The organism is Mesorhizobium montanum (assembly GCF_033977145.1).
In the GTDB taxonomy this organism is placed as follows: Bacteria; Pseudomonadota; Alphaproteobacteria; order Rhizobiales; family Rhizobiaceae; genus Mesorhizobium; species Mesorhizobium montanum.
Genome location: NZ_JAVIJF010000005.1, coordinates 107,149 through 124,016 on the forward strand (window position 1 = coordinate 107,149; position 16,868 = coordinate 124,016).

At 63.8% G+C, this 16,868-nt stretch carries 11 protein-coding genes; 9 read left to right on the forward strand and 2 right to left on the reverse strand.

Features of this window, described 5'->3' with window-relative positions:
- The first annotated feature begins 43 nt into the window (after positions 1 to 43).
- The 6 genes from glgB to bglA all read left to right on the forward strand — a co-directional run bounded on the left by glgB (position 44) and on the right by bglA (position 10,567).
- The gene (glgB, locus tag RFM68_RS08385; protein ID WP_320232254.1) at positions 44 to 2,257 is read left to right on the forward strand and encodes a 1,4-alpha-glucan branching protein GlgB; all 2,214 of its coding nucleotides are present in this window, start codon (positions 44 to 46) and stop codon (positions 2,255 to 2,257) included.
- Between the two features lie 63 nt (positions 2,258 to 2,320).
- Complete coding sequence (gene glgC / locus RFM68_RS08390) at positions 2,321 to 3,586, forward strand: glucose-1-phosphate adenylyltransferase (RefSeq protein ID WP_320232255.1); 1,266 nt, start codon at positions 2,321 to 2,323, stop codon at positions 3,584 to 3,586.
- 57 nt (positions 3,587 to 3,643) lie between these two features.
- On the forward strand, positions 3,644 to 5,089 hold the full coding sequence (gene glgA, locus RFM68_RS08395) for a glycogen synthase GlgA (RefSeq protein WP_320232256.1): 1,446 nt from the start codon (positions 3,644 to 3,646) through the stop codon (positions 5,087 to 5,089).
- A 3-nt stretch (positions 5,090 to 5,092) separates the two neighbouring features.
- A complete protein-coding gene (locus tag RFM68_RS08400; protein WP_320232257.1) occupies positions 5,093 to 6,721 on the forward strand; it encodes an alpha-D-glucose phosphate-specific phosphoglucomutase in 1,629 nt (542 codons plus the stop codon).
- A gap of 199 nt (positions 6,722 to 6,920) precedes the next feature.
- Positions 6,921 to 8,921 (forward strand): glycogen debranching protein GlgX, encoded by a 2,001-nt coding sequence (glgX, locus tag RFM68_RS08405; protein ID WP_320232258.1) that lies wholly within the window; start codon positions 6,921 to 6,923, stop codon positions 8,919 to 8,921.
- Positions 8,921 to 10,567 carry a beta-galactosidase BglA gene (gene bglA, locus RFM68_RS08410; RefSeq protein ID WP_320232259.1) on the forward strand — a complete coding sequence of 549 codons (1,647 nt, stop codon included), beginning with the start codon at positions 8,921 to 8,923 and terminating at the stop codon, positions 10,565 to 10,567. The genes glgX and bglA overlap by 1 nt, the downstream gene beginning before the upstream one ends.
- Here bglA and RFM68_RS08415 read toward each other — a convergent pair.
- Positions 10,561 to 12,291, reverse strand: coding sequence for a TadG family pilus assembly protein (locus RFM68_RS08415; RefSeq protein WP_320232260.1), 1,731 nt, complete (start codon positions 12,289 to 12,291; stop codon positions 10,561 to 10,563). The two genes, bglA and RFM68_RS08415, sit on opposite strands and share 7 nt — an antisense overlap.
- A 19-nt stretch (positions 12,292 to 12,310) precedes the next feature.
- Complete coding sequence (locus RFM68_RS08420) at positions 12,311 to 12,880, reverse strand: TadE/TadG family type IV pilus assembly protein (protein ID WP_320232261.1); 570 nt, start codon at positions 12,878 to 12,880, stop codon at positions 12,311 to 12,313.
- 169 nt (positions 12,881 to 13,049) lie between these two features.
- Here RFM68_RS08420 and RFM68_RS08425 point away from each other — a divergent pair, with 169 nt between their 5' ends.
- From RFM68_RS08425 to RFM68_RS08435, 3 genes are all read left to right on the forward strand, one after another.
- Positions 13,050 to 14,642 (forward strand): peptide ABC transporter substrate-binding protein, encoded by a 1,593-nt coding sequence (locus RFM68_RS08425; protein WP_320232262.1) that lies wholly within the window; start codon positions 13,050 to 13,052, stop codon positions 14,640 to 14,642.
- 175 nt (positions 14,643 to 14,817) lie between these two features.
- The gene (locus tag RFM68_RS08430; protein WP_320232263.1) at positions 14,818 to 15,741 is read left to right on the forward strand and encodes an ABC transporter permease subunit; all 924 of its coding nucleotides are present in this window, start codon (positions 14,818 to 14,820) and stop codon (positions 15,739 to 15,741) included.
- Entirely contained in the window at positions 15,734 to 16,858 is a 1,125-nt protein-coding gene (locus tag RFM68_RS08435) for an ABC transporter permease (RefSeq protein WP_320232264.1), read from the forward strand. Before RFM68_RS08430 ends, RFM68_RS08435 begins: the two co-directional genes overlap by 8 nt.
- The last annotated feature ends 10 nt before the right edge of the window (positions 16,859 to 16,868 follow it).

Genomic DNA, 16,868 nt, shown 5'->3' on the forward strand with positions numbered 1-16,868 from the left:
CATGCGCAAATGAGATAGTTGCCCGGGGAGGGAACACCGCCTGATGAGGAAGCCGCGCGCGACCGCTGCGACAAGCGGGCCGGACGGACTGGCGCCAGCCGGTGATGTCGCGGCGATTGTCGCAGGAACGCATGGCGATCCCTTCGCGGTTCTGGGCGTGCATGAAGCCGGCAAAGGTTTCGTCACCCGCTGCTTCGTGCCGAATGCAGAATTCGTCACCGCCTACACGTTGACCGGCAAGGAAGCCGGCGAGCTCTCCCGCCGTGACGATGCCGGTTTCTTCGAGGGTAAGGTTTCGATCCGCAAGCGCCAGCCGCTGCGTTATCACGCAAAAAATGCCAGCGGCGACTGGTGGCTGACCGATCCTTATTCCTTCGGGCCGGTGCTCGGTCCGCTGGACGATTACTACATCGCCGAAGGCTCGCATCTGCGGCTCTTCGACAAGCTCGGCGCCCACATTATCGACCACGAGGGCGCTACCGGGGTGCATTTCGCCGTTTGGGCGCCGAACGCCAGGCGCGTGTCGGTGGTCGGCGCCTTCAACGACTGGGACGGCCGCCGCCACACCATGCGCGACCGCCGCGACACCGGTATCTGGGAATTGTTCATTCCCGATATCGGCGGCGGCCAGCCCTACAAATTCGAGATCATTGCGCCGGATGGCGTAAGGTTGCCGCTCAAGGCCGATCCCTTCGCCTTCGAATCCGAGCTGCGCCCGGCGACTGCCTCGGTGACGGCGCCGCCGCTGGCGCATGAGTGGGGCGACGAGGCGCATCGCAGCTACTGGCGCAAGGCCGACCCTCGGCGCGAGGCGATGTCGATCTACGAGGTCCACGCCGGCTCCTGGCAGCGCCGCGACGACGGCACGTTCTTGTCCTGGGACGAACTCGCAGCGCGGCTCATCCCTTATGTGGTCGACACCGGCTTCACCCATATCGAGTTCCTGCCGATCTCCGAGCACCCCTACGATCCATCCTGGGGCTACCAGACCACCGGCCTCTATGCGCCGACCGCCCGTTTCGGCGATCCGGATGGCTTCGCCCGCTTCGTCGACGGCGCGCACCGCGCCGGCGTCGGCGTCATCCTCGACTGGGTGCCGGCGCATTTCCCGGTCGACGAGCACGGCCTTGTCCATTTCGACGGCACCGCGCTCTACGAGCATGCCGATCCGCGCCAGGGTTTTCACCCCGACTGGAACACCGCGATCTACAATTTCGGCCGCCGCGAGGTGGTGTCGTTCCTCGTCAACAATGCGCTGTTCTGGGCCGAGAAATACCATGTCGACGGCTTGCGCGTCGACGCGGTCGCCTCGATGCTCTACCTCGATTATTCGCGCAAGGCCGGTGAGTGGATCCCCAACGAGAAGGGCGGGCGCGAGAATCTGCAGGCCGTCAGTTTCCTGCAGAAGATGAACAAGGAGCTCTACGGCCACCATCCCGGCGTGATGACGATCGCCGAGGAATCGACCTCATGGCCGAAAGTGTCGCGTCCCGTGCACGAAGGCGGCCTCGGCTTCGGCTTCAAGTGGAACATGGGCTTCATGCACGACACGCTGGAGTATCTCTCCAAGGAGCCGATCTTCCGCAAGCACCACCACAACGACATCACCTTCGGCCTGACCTACGCCTTCTCCGAAAATTTCGTGCTGCCGCTCTCGCATGACGAGGTCGTGCACGGCAAAGGCACGCTGCTCAACAAGATGGCCGGCGACGACTGGCAGAAGTTTGCGACGCTGCGCGCCTATTACGCCTTCATGTGGGGTTATCCCGGCAAGAAGCTGCTGTTCATGGGCCAGGAATTCGCCCAGCGTCGCGAATGGAGCGAGGAACGCGCGCTCGACTGGAACCTGCTGGAATTCGCGCCGCATCGCGGCGTCTGGCAGACCGTGCGGGACTTGAACTACCTCTACCGTTCGCGCCCGGCGCTGCATGCGCGCGACTGCGAGCCGGACGGCTTCTCCTGGCTGATCGTCGACGACCGCGACAATTCGGTTTTCGCCTGGCTGCGCAGCGCGCCGGACGGCAACCCGATCGCCGTTATCTCCAATTTCACGCCGGTGCCGCGCGAGAACTATCGCGTGCCGCTGCCGAAGGCGGGAAAGTGGCGCGAAATCATCAATACGGACGCCGCCGACTATGGCGGCTCCGGCATGGGCAATGGCGGCACGGTCGAGGCGAGCGGGGAAGGGGGCGGCGTATCGGCGACGATGCTTCTGCCGCCGCTGTCGACGATCATGCTGGAATTCGTCGCGGACTGAAGCAGATGATAACTCACCTTGCTAGAGGTTTGGTCCGGGCAGCTTGTTTGGGAGGGTAACAAAATGGCAGAGATCAAAAGAACCCAGCCGCTGGCACGCGATGCCATGGCCTATGTGCTGGCCGGCGGCCGCGGCAGCCGCCTCAGGGAGCTGACCGACCGGCGCGCCAAGCCCGCCGTCTATTTCGGCGGCAAGACGCGCATCATCGACTTCGCCCTCTCCAACGCACTGAATTCCGGCATTCGCCGCCTCGGCGTCGCCACCCAGTACAAGGCGCATTCGCTGATCCGCCACCTGCAGCGCGGCTGGAACTTCCTGCGGCCCGAGCGAAACGAAAGCTTCGACATCCTGCCCGCCTCGCAGCGCGTTTCGGAAACGCAGTGGTACGAAGGCACGGCGGACGCCGTCTACCAGAACATAGACATCATCGAGGCCTATGGTCCGGAATACATGGTCATCCTCGCCGGCGACCACATCTACAAGATGGACTACGAGCTGATGCTGCGCCAGCACGTCGATGCCGGCGCCGACGTCACCGTCGGCTGCCTCGAAGTGCCTCGCATGGAGGCGACCGGATTCGGCATCATGCATGTCGACAAGAAGGACAACATCATCGCTTTCGTCGAAAAGCCGGCCGATCCGCCGGGCATCCCCGACAAACCGGAAATCGCGCTCGCATCGATGGGCATCTACGTGTTCAAGACCAAGTTCCTGATGGAGCAGCTGCGCCGCGACGCCGCCGAGCCCGGCTCCAGCCGCGACTTCGGCAAGGACATCATCCCCTACATCGTCCAGCACGGCAAGGCGATCGCCCACCGCTTCGCCAAGTCCTGCGTGCGCTCCTCGCATGAGTCCGAGCCATACTGGCGCGACGTCGGAACGGTGGATGCCTATTGGGAAGCCAATATCGACCTCACCGACATCACCCCCGAGCTCGACCTCTACGACCGCGACTGGCCGATCTGGACCTATGCCGAATTGAAGCCGCCGGCGAAATTCGTGCATGACGAGGACGGCCGCCGCGGCGAGGCCATCTCTTCGCTGGTGTCGGGCGACTGCATCGTCTCCGGCGCCTCGCTGCGCCGCAGCCTGATCTTCACCGGCGCCCGCATCAATTCCTATTCCAAGCTCGAGGAAGTGGTGATGCTGCCCGACGTCCAGGTCGGCCGCAACGCGCGTCTCAAGCGCGTCGTCATCGACCACGGCGTGCAAATCCCGGAGGGACTGGTGGTAGGCGAGGACCCGGCGCTCGACGCCAAGCGCTTTCGCGTCTCGGAAAAGGGGATCAGCCTGATCACCCAGGACATGATCAACAAGCTTTCTCTCTGATCCGCAAGCTGTCAGTTTGATCACCAAGTTGTCACTTTAGCAGTGGATCGTAGGCGAATGCAGGTTCTCTCGGTCACGCCCGAAATCTTTCCGCTGATCAAGACCGGCGGGCTTGCCGACGTGACCGGCGCCTTGCCGATCGCGCTTGGCCCCAAGGGCGTGGCGATCCGCACGCTGGTTCCCGGCTATCCCGTGGTGATGGCAGCCTTCGCCAAGAAGAAGGCCGTCTACCAATACCCGCTGCTGCAGGGCGGCAAAGCCTCGATCCATGCCGTCAAGATCGGCGATCTCGACCTCTTCGTGCTTGACGCACCGCATCTCTTCGGTCGCCAGGGCGGCCCTTACGGCACCGCTTCCGGCGCCGACTGGCCCGACAATTGGCGGCGCTTCGCGGCGCTCAGCCAGGCCGGCGGCGACATCGCCGGCGGCGCGATCTCCGGCTACCAGCCCGACATTGTCCATGCCCATGACTGGCAGTCGGCGATGACGCTCGCTTACATGCGCTACGGCAAGGCGGTCGGCGTGCCGTCGCTGATCACCGTGCACAACCTTGCCTTCCAGGGTCAGTTCGGCGCCGGCATCTTCGGCGAGCTCGGCCTGCCGGCCGTGGCCATGCAGCTCGACGGCGTCGAATATTATGGCGGCGTCGGTTATCTGAAGGCCGGCCTCCAGGCCGCCTGGGCGATCACAACGGTGAGCCCGACCTATGCGCAGGAAATCCGCTCGCCGGAATTCGGCATGGGCCTCGACGGGCTGATCAATATGCGCGCCACCGATCTCCACGGCATCGTCAACGGCATCGATGTCGACATCTGGAATCCCGAGACCGACAAGCATCTGGTTGCCAATTATTCCGCCGATACGCTGGCAGCGCGCGCCAAGAACCGCAAGGCGGTCGAAGAGCGTTTCGGCCTGGAGGCGGACGGCAGCCCGATCGTCTGTGTCGTCAGCCGGCTGACCTGGCAGAAGGGCATGGATATTCTGGCCGCGGTCGTCGACGGCATCGTCGCCGCCGGCGCGCGGTTGGCGATCCTGGGCTCGGGCGACGCCGGCCTCGAAGGCACGCTGCTCGCCGCCGCTGCCCGCCATCGCGGCCGTGTCGGCGTCGTCGTCGGTTATGACGAGGGGCTTTCGCACACCATGCAGGGTGGCTGCGACGCCATCGTTATCCCGTCGCGCTTCGAGCCCTGCGGGCTGACCCAGCTTTATGGCCTGCGCTATGGCTGCGTGCCGGTGGTCGCCCGTACCGGCGGCCTTGCCGACACCATCATCGACGCCAATGAAGCTGCATTGACAGCCGGTGTCGCCACCGGCTTCCAGTTCGCGCCCAACAATGGCGGCGCGATGCTGCATGCCATCCAGCGTCTGGTCGAGGTCCACGCCAGGCCGGCTGTCTGGGCATCGATCCAGCGCCAGGGCATGAAGGCCGATGTCTCCTGGGACAAGAGCGCCGAAAAATACGTCGAACTCTATCGCTTGCTGCTTTCGAAAAGGGCTGCCTGAGGCATGATCAGAACCGTCCCGACCAAACCCTACACCGACCAGAAGCCCGGCACGTCCGGCCTGCGCAAGAAGGTGCCCGTGTTCCAGCAGGAGCACTATGCCGAGAACTTCATCCAGTCGATCTTCGATGCGCTGGACGGTTTCCAGGGCAAGACGCTGGTGATCGGCGGCGACGGCCGCTTCTACAATCGGGAAGTCATCCAGAAGGCCATTGCCATCGCCGCCGGCAACGGCTTCGGCAAGGTGATGGTCGGCCAGGGCGGCATCTTGTCGACGCCGGCCGCCTCCAACATCATCCGCAAATACAAGACCTTCGGCGGCATCATCCTCTCGGCCAGCCACAATCCCGGCGGCCCGCACGAGGATTTCGGCATCAAGTACAACGCCGGCAATGGCGGCCCGGCGCCGGAAAGGATCACCGACGCGATCTTTGCCAAGTCGAAGGAGATCAAGAGCTTTAAGATCGCCGATATCGGCGCCATCGACATCGACACCATCGGCACCGCCAAGGCCGGCGACATGACCGTCGAGATATTCGACCCGGTCAAGGACTATGCCGAGCTGATGGAAAGCCTGTTCGACTTCGACGCCATCCGCGCCAACTTCAAATATGGCTTCCGCCTGCGCTTCGACGCCATGCATGCGGTGACCGGTCCTTACGCCAAGGAGATCTTCGAGCGCCGCCTCGGCGCGCCCAACGGCACCTGCCGCAACTTCAAACCGCTGCCGGATTTCGGCGGTCATCATCCGGATCCGAACCTGGTGCACGCAAAGCATCTCTATGACGAGATGATGGGCCCCGACGCGCCGGATTTCGGCGCCGCCTCCGACGGCGACGGCGACCGCAACCTGATCATCGGCAAGGGCATCTTCGTCACGCCGTCCGATTCGGTGGCGATGCTTGCCGCCAATGCTAGCCTGGCGCCGGGCTACAAGGAAGGTTTGAAAGGCATCGCGCGCTCGATGCCGACCAGCGGCGCCGCCGACCGCGTCGCCGAAAAGCTTGGTATCGGCATCTACGAGACGCCGACCGGCTGGAAGTTCTTCGGCAACCTGCTCGACGCCGGCATGGCGACGATCTGCGGCGAGGAAAGCGCCGGCACGGGCTCTAACCATGTGCGCGAGAAGGACGGGCTGTGGGCCGTGCTTCTGTGGCTCAACATCCTCGCGGTGCGCGCAGAGAGCTGCAAGGACATCGTCACCGAGCACTGGGCGACCTACGGCCGCAATTACTATTCGCGCCACGACTATGAGGAGGTGGAGAGCGATCGCGCCAACGCACTGGTCGACGAATTGCGCGCCAAGCTCGGCTCGCTGCCCGGCACAAGCGTGCGCGGCCTCAAGATCGCCAAGGCCGACGATTTTGCCTATCACGATCCGGTCGACGGCTCGGTGAGCAAGAACCAGGGCATCAGGATTCTGTTCGAGGGCGGCTCGCGCGTCGTCCTGCGCCTCTCCGGCACCGGCACGTCGGGCGCGACGCTGCGGGTCTATATCGAGCGCTACGAGCCGGACAAGGCCAGGCACGATCTCGACACCCAGGAAGCCCTCGCCGACCTCATCGCCGCGGCGGACGACATCGCCGGCATCAAGGGCCACACCGGCCGCAACAAGCCAAGCGTGATTACTTGAGGGTGCAAGAGGAGGCTTTCCCTTCTCCCCTTGTGGGAGAAGGTGGCCGAGCGAAGCTCGGACGGATGAGGGGTGCTCCAGCTTGGCGCAAACCGGCGCCCAGAACACCGGCGCCTCATTCCTTCCAACACCCCTCATCCGTCTCGGCGCTCCGCGCCGATCCACCTTCTCCCACAAGGGGAGAAGGTGAGGCGCGCCCATGACCCAGCTCGGTGCCACCATCACCCCCGAAGGCATCCGCTTCGCCGTCTGGTCGTCATCGGCGAGGCGCCTGTGGGTCTCGCTTTTCGACGACAGCGGCGCGCGCGAACTCGACCGTTTGGAGCTCAATTCCGAAGGCGACGGCGTGCACGCGCTCTTGGTCTCCGGCCCTGCATCGGGCACGCGCTACGGCTTTCGCGGCGACGGTGATTATGCGCCGGACCGCGGGCTGTGGTTCGACCCGGACAAGCTGCTCACCGACCCCTATGCCGTCGAGATCGATCGTCCCTACCAATATCACTGGCGGCTTGCCGCCAAACGCAATGAAGGCGCCGACACTGCTTTGTTGATGCCGAAGGCGATAGCCCGGTCCCTGCCCAAGCCAGTGCCGGCCAAGCCACCTCTCTTTCAGCCAGGCGGCCTGATCTACGAGCTCAATGTCCGCTCCTTCACCAAGCTGCATCCGGACGTGCCGGAAACGCAGCGCGGAACCATCGCGGCGCTCGCTCATCCTGCCGTCGTCGAGCACCTGAAACGTCTCGGCGTCTCCGCCGTTGAGCTGATGCCGGTCACGGCGTCGATCGACGAGCGGCACCTGCCGCCGCTGGGCCTGACCAATGCGTGGGGCTACAATCCCGTCACCTTCATGGCGCTCGACCCGCGCCTGGCGCCCGGCGGCCTCGAGGAATTGCGTGATGCCGTCGCCGCGCTGCGCAAGGCGGGCATCGGCACCATCCTCGACCTCGTCTTCAACCACACCGGCGAGAGCGACCGGCTCGGCCCGACGCTGTCGCTGCGCGGCCTCGACGCGCAGGCCTATTACCGGCATCAGCCCGACGGCAGGCTGGTCAACGACACCGGAACCGGCAACACGATCGCCTGCGACCATCAGGTGATGCGCGAGATGGTGCTCGACACGCTGCGCCATTTCGTCCGCTTCGCCGGCGTCGACGGCTTCCGCTTCGATCTGGCGCCAGTGCTCGGACGGGTCGACGGAGCCTTCGATCCGGATGCGCCGCTGCTCCAGGCCATCGCCGGCGATCCTGTTCTCGCCGACCGGGTGTTGATCGTAGAGCCTTGGGACATCGGCCCGAACGGCTACCAGCTCGGCAATTTCCGCCCGCCATACCTGGAGTGGAACGACCGCTGCCGCGACGATGTCAGGCGCTTCTGGCGCGGCGATACCGGTACGATCGGTGCGCTTGCGACGCGGCTTGCCGGGTCCTCCGATGTCTTCGGCAGGGACGGCCAGCCGACGAGCCGCACGGTCAATTTCATCGCCGCGCATGACGGCATGACGCTTACCGACATCGTCGCCTATGAGCGCAAGCACAACGAGGCCAATGGCGAGCAGAACCGCGACGGCCACAACGACAATTTGTCCTGGAACAACGGCGCCGAGGGCGAAACGGACGACGAGGCGATCGCCAGGACCCGCTTCTGCGACCAGTGCGCGTTGCTGGCGACGCTTTTTGCCTCGCGCGGCACCATCATGCTGACCGCCGGCGACGAATTCGGCCGCACGCAGAAAGGCAACAACAACGCCTATGCGCAGGACAACGCCATCACCTGGCTCGACTGGGCCGGCCGCGATCGGGCGCTGGAGCAATACGCATCTTCGCTCGCTGCGCTACGCCGCGCCTTTCCGGCGCTGGCGGATACGCGCTTCCTGACCGGCGAGCCCGCCGACAGATCGGACATCCCCGACGTAGCCTGGCTGACCGAGACCGGCGCGCCGCTCGGCGAGTCCGACTGGAACGATTCCGGCCGGCATCGCCTCGTCATGCTGCTCGGCGATGCCGGAGGCGGCCGGCTGGCGGTTGTGATCAATGGCGATCGCCGGCAATGCGTCTTCACCTTACCGGCGCGGGACGGATTTGAATGGCGCCCGGCGATCGAGACGCAGCAGGTCGACCTCTCGCGGCCTTTGCCTGGTCGCAGCGTCGGTTTCATGATCGAGCGGCGTGCCGCTAAATCGCGCAGCAGGAAGGGTTTGTGATGGCCCGCGAGAACCCGGAACAGAGGGCCGAATGGTGGCGCGGCTGCGTCATCTACCAAGTCTATCCGCGCTCCTTTCAGGATACCAGCGGCGACGGTAGCGGCGACTTGAAGGGCATCACCGCGCGGCTCGCCCATATCGCGTCTCTCGGCGTCGACGCCATTTGGCTGTCGCCCTTCTTCAAGTCACCGATGGCCGACATGGGCTACGATGTGTCGGACTATCGCGACGTCGATCCGATGTTCGGCACGCTCGAGGATTTCGACGCGCTGATCGCCGAGGCGCATCGGCTCGGCCTGAAACTCATCATCGACCAGGTGATCTCGCATTCTTCCGACAAGCATGAATGGTTCGTCGAAAGCCGCGCCAGCCGCGACAATGCCAAGGCCGACTGGTATGTCTGGGCCGACGCCAGACCCGACGGCAATGCCCCCAACAACTGGCTGTCGGTGTTCGGTGGACCGTCCTGGGAATGGGACGCCACGCGTCACCAATATTACATGCACAACTTCCTCGCCGCGCAGCCGGACTTGAACTTCCACAATCCGGATGTTCAGGACGCGCTTTTGGACACGGTGCGTTTCTGGCTCGAGCGCGGCGTCGACGGCTTTCGGCTGGATACCGTCAACTACTATGTCCATGACCGCTGGCTGCGCGACAACCCGCCCTTAGCGTCAAGCGTCGCCGGCACCAACGATTCGGCCACCACCTATGGCTTCCAGGAGCATCTCTTCGACAAGTCGCGTCCCGAAAACCTCGATTTCCTGAAACGTTTCCGCGGGCTGCTCGACGAATATCCGGACCGCGCCGCGGTCGGCGAGGTGGGTGACGAGGAGCGTTCTCTACAGACGCTCGCCGCTTATGTTTCCGGCGGCGACAAACTGCAGATGTGCTACACATTCGACCTGCTCAGCCCGCAATTTTCCGCCGCCCATATTCGCGGCTGCGTCGAGGCGTTCGAGAACGCCGTCGCCGACGGCTGGGTCTGCTGGGCCTTCTCCAATCATGATGTCGTGCGCCATGTCAGCCGCTGGACACGGCCAGGCGGAAATCCCGAAACGGTGGCGAAATTCGCAATCGCGCTGCTTTCCTGCCTGCGCGGCTCGATCTGCCTCTACCAGGGCGAGGAACTCGGCCTCGATGAGGCCGAGCTTGCCTATGAGGACTTGCGCGACCCTGTCGGCATCCGCTTCTGGCCGGGTGTGAAGGGCAGGGACGGCTGCCGCACCCCGATGGTTTGGCAGGCGGAGGCGGAAAATGCCGGCTTCTCCACCGGCAAGCCCTGGCTGCCGGTACCGCAAGTGCATCGTGCGCGTGCGGTAGACGTTCAGGATGGTCGGGATGGCTCGGTCCTTTCCGCCTATCGCTCGATCCTGGCGCTGCGCAAGCGCCATCCGGCGCTGATCGGTGGCTCGATCCGGTTCCTTGATGCCGAAGGCGATCTGCTGGCCTTTGTCCGTGAGGGCGGCGGAGAAAAGCTGCTCTGCGTCTTCAACTTCGCCGGCGAACCGGCGGGCTGGACGCTGCCGGCGGAGTTCGGACAGATCGAAGCGATAGACCTTGCGGTCGATGCGTCCGGCTTTCCCGAGGAGGGAGCGCTCATCTTGCCGCCGCTCGGTTGTTTCCTCGCTCGGATTGCTTACTGAACGAGCACCGAACGTCCGCAGGTCGCGCCCGTGACCCTCACATCGGCCTCGCCGACATGGACGCCAAGTGCCCCAAGCACATCGTAGACCAGGTCGTCGACCGGTGCGGTCACGCTGTTGAGCAGCGTCGTCACCGCCGGCTTCACCGTGCCTAGCAACGCGGTGAGGTCGATGCCGAGACCGAGCGCGTTGACCGTCAGCGACAGGTTGTTGACCAGCGACGTGGTGAGCGACTGCGTCAGGTTCTTCGTCGACACCGTCTTGATCGTCTTGTTGGTGATGTCGGTAGCGCTGAAGGTCAGGTTCGTCGGCGCCATGTTGGTGACCGAGAACGCAGAGGAGCCAGTCACCTGCAGCAGCGGAATGAGCGCCAGCCTTAAGTCCGCGATGTCGGCGTTGGAGAAGGACTGCGGCTGCGTGAAGTCGGCAAAGCCGCTGGCATTGCTGTTTGCGAGATGCGCCTCGACGACACCGGGCTGAGCGGCGATCGAGACCTTGATGCTGGCCGCGCCTGTCGGGCAGCTTATGTCGGTCAGCTTCGCCTCGGCGTAGGCGACCTCGACATTGAGCGGCAGGTTGACCGCGAGTAGCTTGATGCCGCCGCCAAGGTTAGGCGTGCCAGCGGTGACGCTGGCGTTGAGCTTGATGCGCGTCTGCGCGGTGCGCACCACGGTGCCCGCTTCGCCCACCGCCAGCCAGGGCGAGTTCTGCATCGGCTCGCCGATGGCAATGGCAAGCGTCGTCAATGTCAGCCCGGGTACGGTGGCGCCGAGGTTGACCGCGACCTGGTTCGTGCCGTTGGCGAGTGCTGCCGCCGCCGTCAGCATGCTGAGCGCGCTGGCATCGACCGACAGCCCGGCGGGCTGTTGCCCGAAGCCGAGGCTGCCCACCGAGCCCAGGTCGACGAGACTGCTGAGCGGAAACTTGACGGTGCTGGTGGCGCTGGAGGCCATGGTCTGCAAGGCGATCTTGGCCGTGCGGTCCAACCCCGGTACGTTGGCCATGGCGGTGGCGATCTGTCCGACGGTTGCCTTCGAGGCGAGCACGTCGGAATAGCTCACGCCAGTCAGATGCAGTTGCGTCGCCAGCGCATCGGTGAAGGAAAGAACATCGACATCGGCTGAGATCAGCGAATTGTAATCCATCACGCTGAGCGAGATGTTGCCGCCGAGAAGGCCGCCGAGGAGCGCGTTGAGAAGACCGCCATTGAGGCTGGCAAGCCGCGATCCGACCGAAAAAGCCGCTTGCGGTTGGGCGCCGGCGATGGCGGTCGTGCCGATGGTGGGCGGCGACATGATCGAGCCGGCGAAATAGAGCGTGCCCTGCTTCTTCAGCGACACCTGCACGGCATTGTAGGGCAGCTTGCCTGCCTCGAACCGGCTGCCGGCGGCAATGCTGCTAACGCCCGTGTAGCGCCCCGGCACGACCTGGACGACGGCCTTGGTGGCGGTTGGCGCCACGGTCGTGCCCTGTTGCTGCACGGCGACGGAGGTGGTGCCGTTGTCGCCGAGCGTCGTCAGCACCGCCTGCTGAGCATTGGTGATGTTCGAGGCAGCGGTGATGGCGGCAAGGTCCACGATCGACTGAGCGGCCCGGCGTTCGTTGTAAAGCGAGCCCTCATCGATCGCGAAGGCGGTCAGCGCCAGCGCCACCGGCGTGCAGAGCGCCGTCATGATGGCGAAATTGGCGCTCCGGTCGGCGAGCAGCCGTCGCGTCGCCGCCATCAATCACCCTTGGCGGGCATCATATGCCTCCGACGCGGATCGTCGATTGACTCTTGATCGTCGTACCCGGCAGCGGCAGCGTCCGGAACAGGTTCCAGATCGGCAGGTTGCGCGCGTCATAACTGACCGAGACGACGAACTGGCTGCCGTCGGCGGCGCTGTCCTGCGCGTTGACGGTCAGCTTGTTGGGATCCACGAATGGATAGCCCGCGACGTCGTGAGCGATAAAATCGGTAACCAGTGCCTGCCGCTCGGCCTGGTTGAGGCCGGCAATCGCCGTTCGCGCCGCATCGGCGGCGATCTGTTGCACCGAATGGCTGGCGCCGAAATAGATTCCGTATGCAACCATGCCGAGCAGAAGCAGGATGAAGATCGGCGCCAGCATGGCGAATTCGATTGCCGACGTGCCCGTGGCGTCCGCCCTGAAACGAGACCAAGGAGCAAGGATTCTTCGGTTCTTCAGCATGGTCCGGAGAATGCCAAGACCTGCCTGCAAAAACAGAAAACGGCTGGAACAACCAAAAGATGCACCAAGTTGAACGGAGGGTCTTAGCTTTAGATTACGCTGTTTTAGCGAGGCGCTGCTCACTCAACGTCAAGCAGCGGGCGGTTGAAATAAGATTTCGCTGTGTCTAGTCTCGCCGCCACCAGCCGCCGGAAGGGACCGGCGGCACGCTCAAAAGGAGCCCGTCGAACGGTTCCGGGGCGTCAACACTTGAAGGGCGTGGTTGAGGGGCCGCGTCCAAAGGGAGAACTTCATGCTGAAAAATCTGCTGAAGGCGACCGTGTTCGCCACCACCATGGCCTTGGCCGCCGGCACCTTCTACACGCCGGCCTTCGCCGAGACCGTCTACAACCGCGGATCCGCCGCCGAGGCGGAGACGGTCGATCCGCACAAGACGTCGACGGTCTACGAAGCCGATATCATACGCGACCTGTTCCAGGGCCTCGTCATGCATGACCAGAAGACGAACCTCATTCCAGGCGCTGCCGAAAGCTGGACGGTGTCCGACGACGGCACTGTCTACACCTTCAAGCTGCGCAAGGACGGCCTCTGGTCGGATGGCAGCCCGGTGACGGCGGACGACTTCGTCTTTTCGTTCCGTCGGCTGGAAGATCCGGCCACCGCTGCCGAATACGCTTCCATGCTCTATCCGGTAAAGGGCGCTGAGGACTTCAACACCAAGAAGGGCAAGCCGGAGGATATGGGCGTCAAGGCGATTGACGCAAATACCCTCGAGGTCACGCTCAAGGCGCCGACGCCTTACTTTCTGGAGATGCTGACCCATCAGGCGACCTATCCGGTCAACAAGGCCTCCATGGACAAGCTTGGCGCCGACTGGATCAAGCCGGGCAAGTTGGTTTCCAACGGCGCCTATACGCTGGCGGAGTGGGTGCCCAACGACCATATGAAACTGGTCAAGAACCCCAAGTTCTGGGACGCCGGCAGCGTCAAGATCGACACGGTCAACTACATCCCGACCGAGGATCGCTCGTCGGCGATGAAGCGCTTCGAGGCCGGCGAACTTGACAGTTATGGTGACCTGCCGACCGAACAGCTCGCCGATCTCAAGACCAAATTCGGCGACCAGGTCCGTGTCGGGCCATATCTCGGCACCTATTATTATGCGGTCAAGACCGACAAGGCGCCGTGGAACAATGTCGAGCTACGCAACGCCATCTCGATGGCGATCGATCGCGACTTCCTCGCCGAGAAGGTCTGGCAGAACTCGATGCTGCCCGGCTATTCGATGGTGCCCCCGGGCGTCGAGGGCTACACGCCGGCACTGGCCAAATACGCCGACATGTCGCAGATCGACCGCGAGGACGCTGCCAAGAAGATCCTCGAGAAACTCGGCTATACACCCGAGCATCCGTTGAAGATGGAGATCCGATACAACACCTCGGAGAACCATAAGAACACCGCGGTCGCCATCCAGGAACAGCTGAAGCCGCTCGGCGTCGAAGTGACGCTGCTCAATACCGACACCAAGACCCATTACAGCTTCCTCGAGCAGAAGGGTAACTACGACGTCGCCCGCGCCGCCTGGATCGCCGACTACAAGGATCCGGAGACCTTCCTCGGCATCTCGCGCAAGGCGAGCGGCAACAACTACTCGAGCTACAACAGCCCGGCCTATGAGGCCGCGATGGACAAGGCAGCCGCCGCCGGCGGCAAGCCCGAGGAGCGCATGAAAGACCTCGCCGAGGCCGAGCGCATTCTCGTCGACGACGTCGGCGAGATCCCGCTGCTCTACTACAGCTACCACGACATCGTTTCCTCGAAGCTGCATGGCTTCGACGACAATGTGATGGACATCCATCCGTCCCGCTTCATCTCCAAGGACTGACAAGAAACCTTGGCCGTGCCGCCGCTCCCATTTTGGGCAGCGGCGGTTGCGGTCTGTCGTCGTGCCGGTCCGAAAGTCAGGGTTGGATTTTCGGGCATGCCGGTGCGAAGATCAGAGATGCCAGCGCGCCACGGTCTCGTCTGAGAGCTGTCGCCCTGGCTGAAGCGGGGCGCCGATGCTGCGTTATATCTTCCGGCGGTTGTTGACCGCCATCCCGACGCTATTCGTCATCGTGACGGTGGCGTTCTTCCTGATCCGTGTCGCGCCGGGCGGCCCGTTCAACCAGGAGCGGGGGTTGAGCCCCGAGATCAGGGCCAATCTCGAAGCCCAGTTCGGCCTCAACGATCCGCTCTGGCTGCAATATGTCCACTATCTCGGCAATCTTTTGCGCGGCAATTTCGGTCCGAGCTACAATTTGCCGGACTTCACCGTCACCGAGCTCTTCGCCAAGGGCCTGCCGATCTCCATCCAGATCGGTTCGTCGGCGCTGATCCTGGCGCTGCTGCTCGGCTCCATCCTCGGCACGATCGCGGCGCTCAACCAGAACAAGATAGCCGACTATTCGGTGATCGCTTTGGCCACGGCCGGCAGCACCATCCCCACCTTCGTCATCGCGCCGGTGATCCAACTCGTCTTCGGGCTCTCCTGGAAGCTTTTGCCGATCGGCGGCTGGGGCGACGGCGCCTTGATCAACAAGGTCGGCCCGGTGCTGACGCTGGCCTTGCCGCAGATCGCCATCGTCGCCCGCCTGATGCGCGGCTCGATGATCGAGAGCCTGCGCTCGCACCATATCCGCACCGCCCGCGCGCTCGGCCTGTCGGATTGGTCGGTGGTGGTCAAGCACGCGCTGCGCGGCGCCGTGCTGCCGATCGTCTCGTTCACCGGCCCGGCGGCGGCCGCGCTCTTGACCGGCTCGATCATCGTCGAGACGATCTTTTCCATTCCGGGCGTCGGCCGCTACTTCGTCGATGCCGCGCTCAACCGCGATTATACGCTGGTCATGGGAACCGTGGTGGTGATCGCGCTCTTCACCATCGTCTTCAACCTGATCGTCGATCTTCTCTACGCGGTCGTCGATCCGAGGGTGCGCTATGACTGATCTTGCCGTCGCCGTACCCGAGCCTATCGTCGGCCGCTCGCTCTGGGGCAATGCCTGGGCGCGGCTGAAGCGCAACCGCGCCGCGATGTTTAGCCTCTACTATCTGGCGCTGATCGCCGTCATCAGCGTGTTCGGCCCATCGCTCGTTCCGCACGAATACACGACCATCTATGGGGACTATGTCCGCACGCCGCCGAGCCTTTCGGCCTATCCGAAGCCGGACATGCTTCAGGGCGCGCTGAGCGACGCCATCAAGCGCATGCGCGCCGACATCAAGGAATGGCACCAGGACGGCAACCGCGTCATCGTTACCGTCACCTCGACCAAGCCGATCGACGACCGCAACATCCGCTATCTCGACCGCTCCGACGCCTTCGACGATACCAAAATAGAGAACAAGTCGGCCGACGGTCTCGAACTGACGATGAGCTCGGCCGTGAAGCAGCAATATTTCCTCTTCGGCACCGACAACACCGGCCGCGACCTGCTCTCGCGCACGCTGATGGCCGGGCGGATATCTTTAGCCATCGGCCTGCTTGCCGGCGTCGTCGCCGGCGTCATCGGCGTCATTTACGGCGCGACCGCGGGCTTTTCCGGCGGCAAGGTCGACGAGGTGATGATGCGCATCGTCGACGTGCTCTATTCCTTGCCCTTCATCTTCTTCGTCATCATGCTGGTGGTGTTCTTCGGCCGCAACTTCGTGCTGATGTTTTTGGCGGTCGGCGCGGTGCTGTGGCTCGATATGGCCCGCATCGTGCGCGGCCAGGCGCTGTCGATCCGCCGGCAGGAATATGTCCAGGCGGCCGAGGCCATGGGCGTCGGCCAGCGCGGCATCCTGTTGCGCCATGTCATTCCCAATCTGCTCGGCCCGGTGGTCATCTACATGACGCTTTTGGTGCCGCAGGTCATCATCCTGGAGAGCTTCCTCTCTTTCCTTGGCCTCGGCGTGCAGGAGCCGATGACCAGCTGGGGCGTGCTGATCTCCGTCGGCGCCAAGAACATCGGCTACGCCAACTGGCTGCTTCTATACCCGGCTTTTTTCCTTGTCTCGACGCTATTTGCCTTGAATTTCGTCGGCGACGGCCTGCGCGACGCGCTCGACCCAAAAGATCGATAAAGATGGGGAT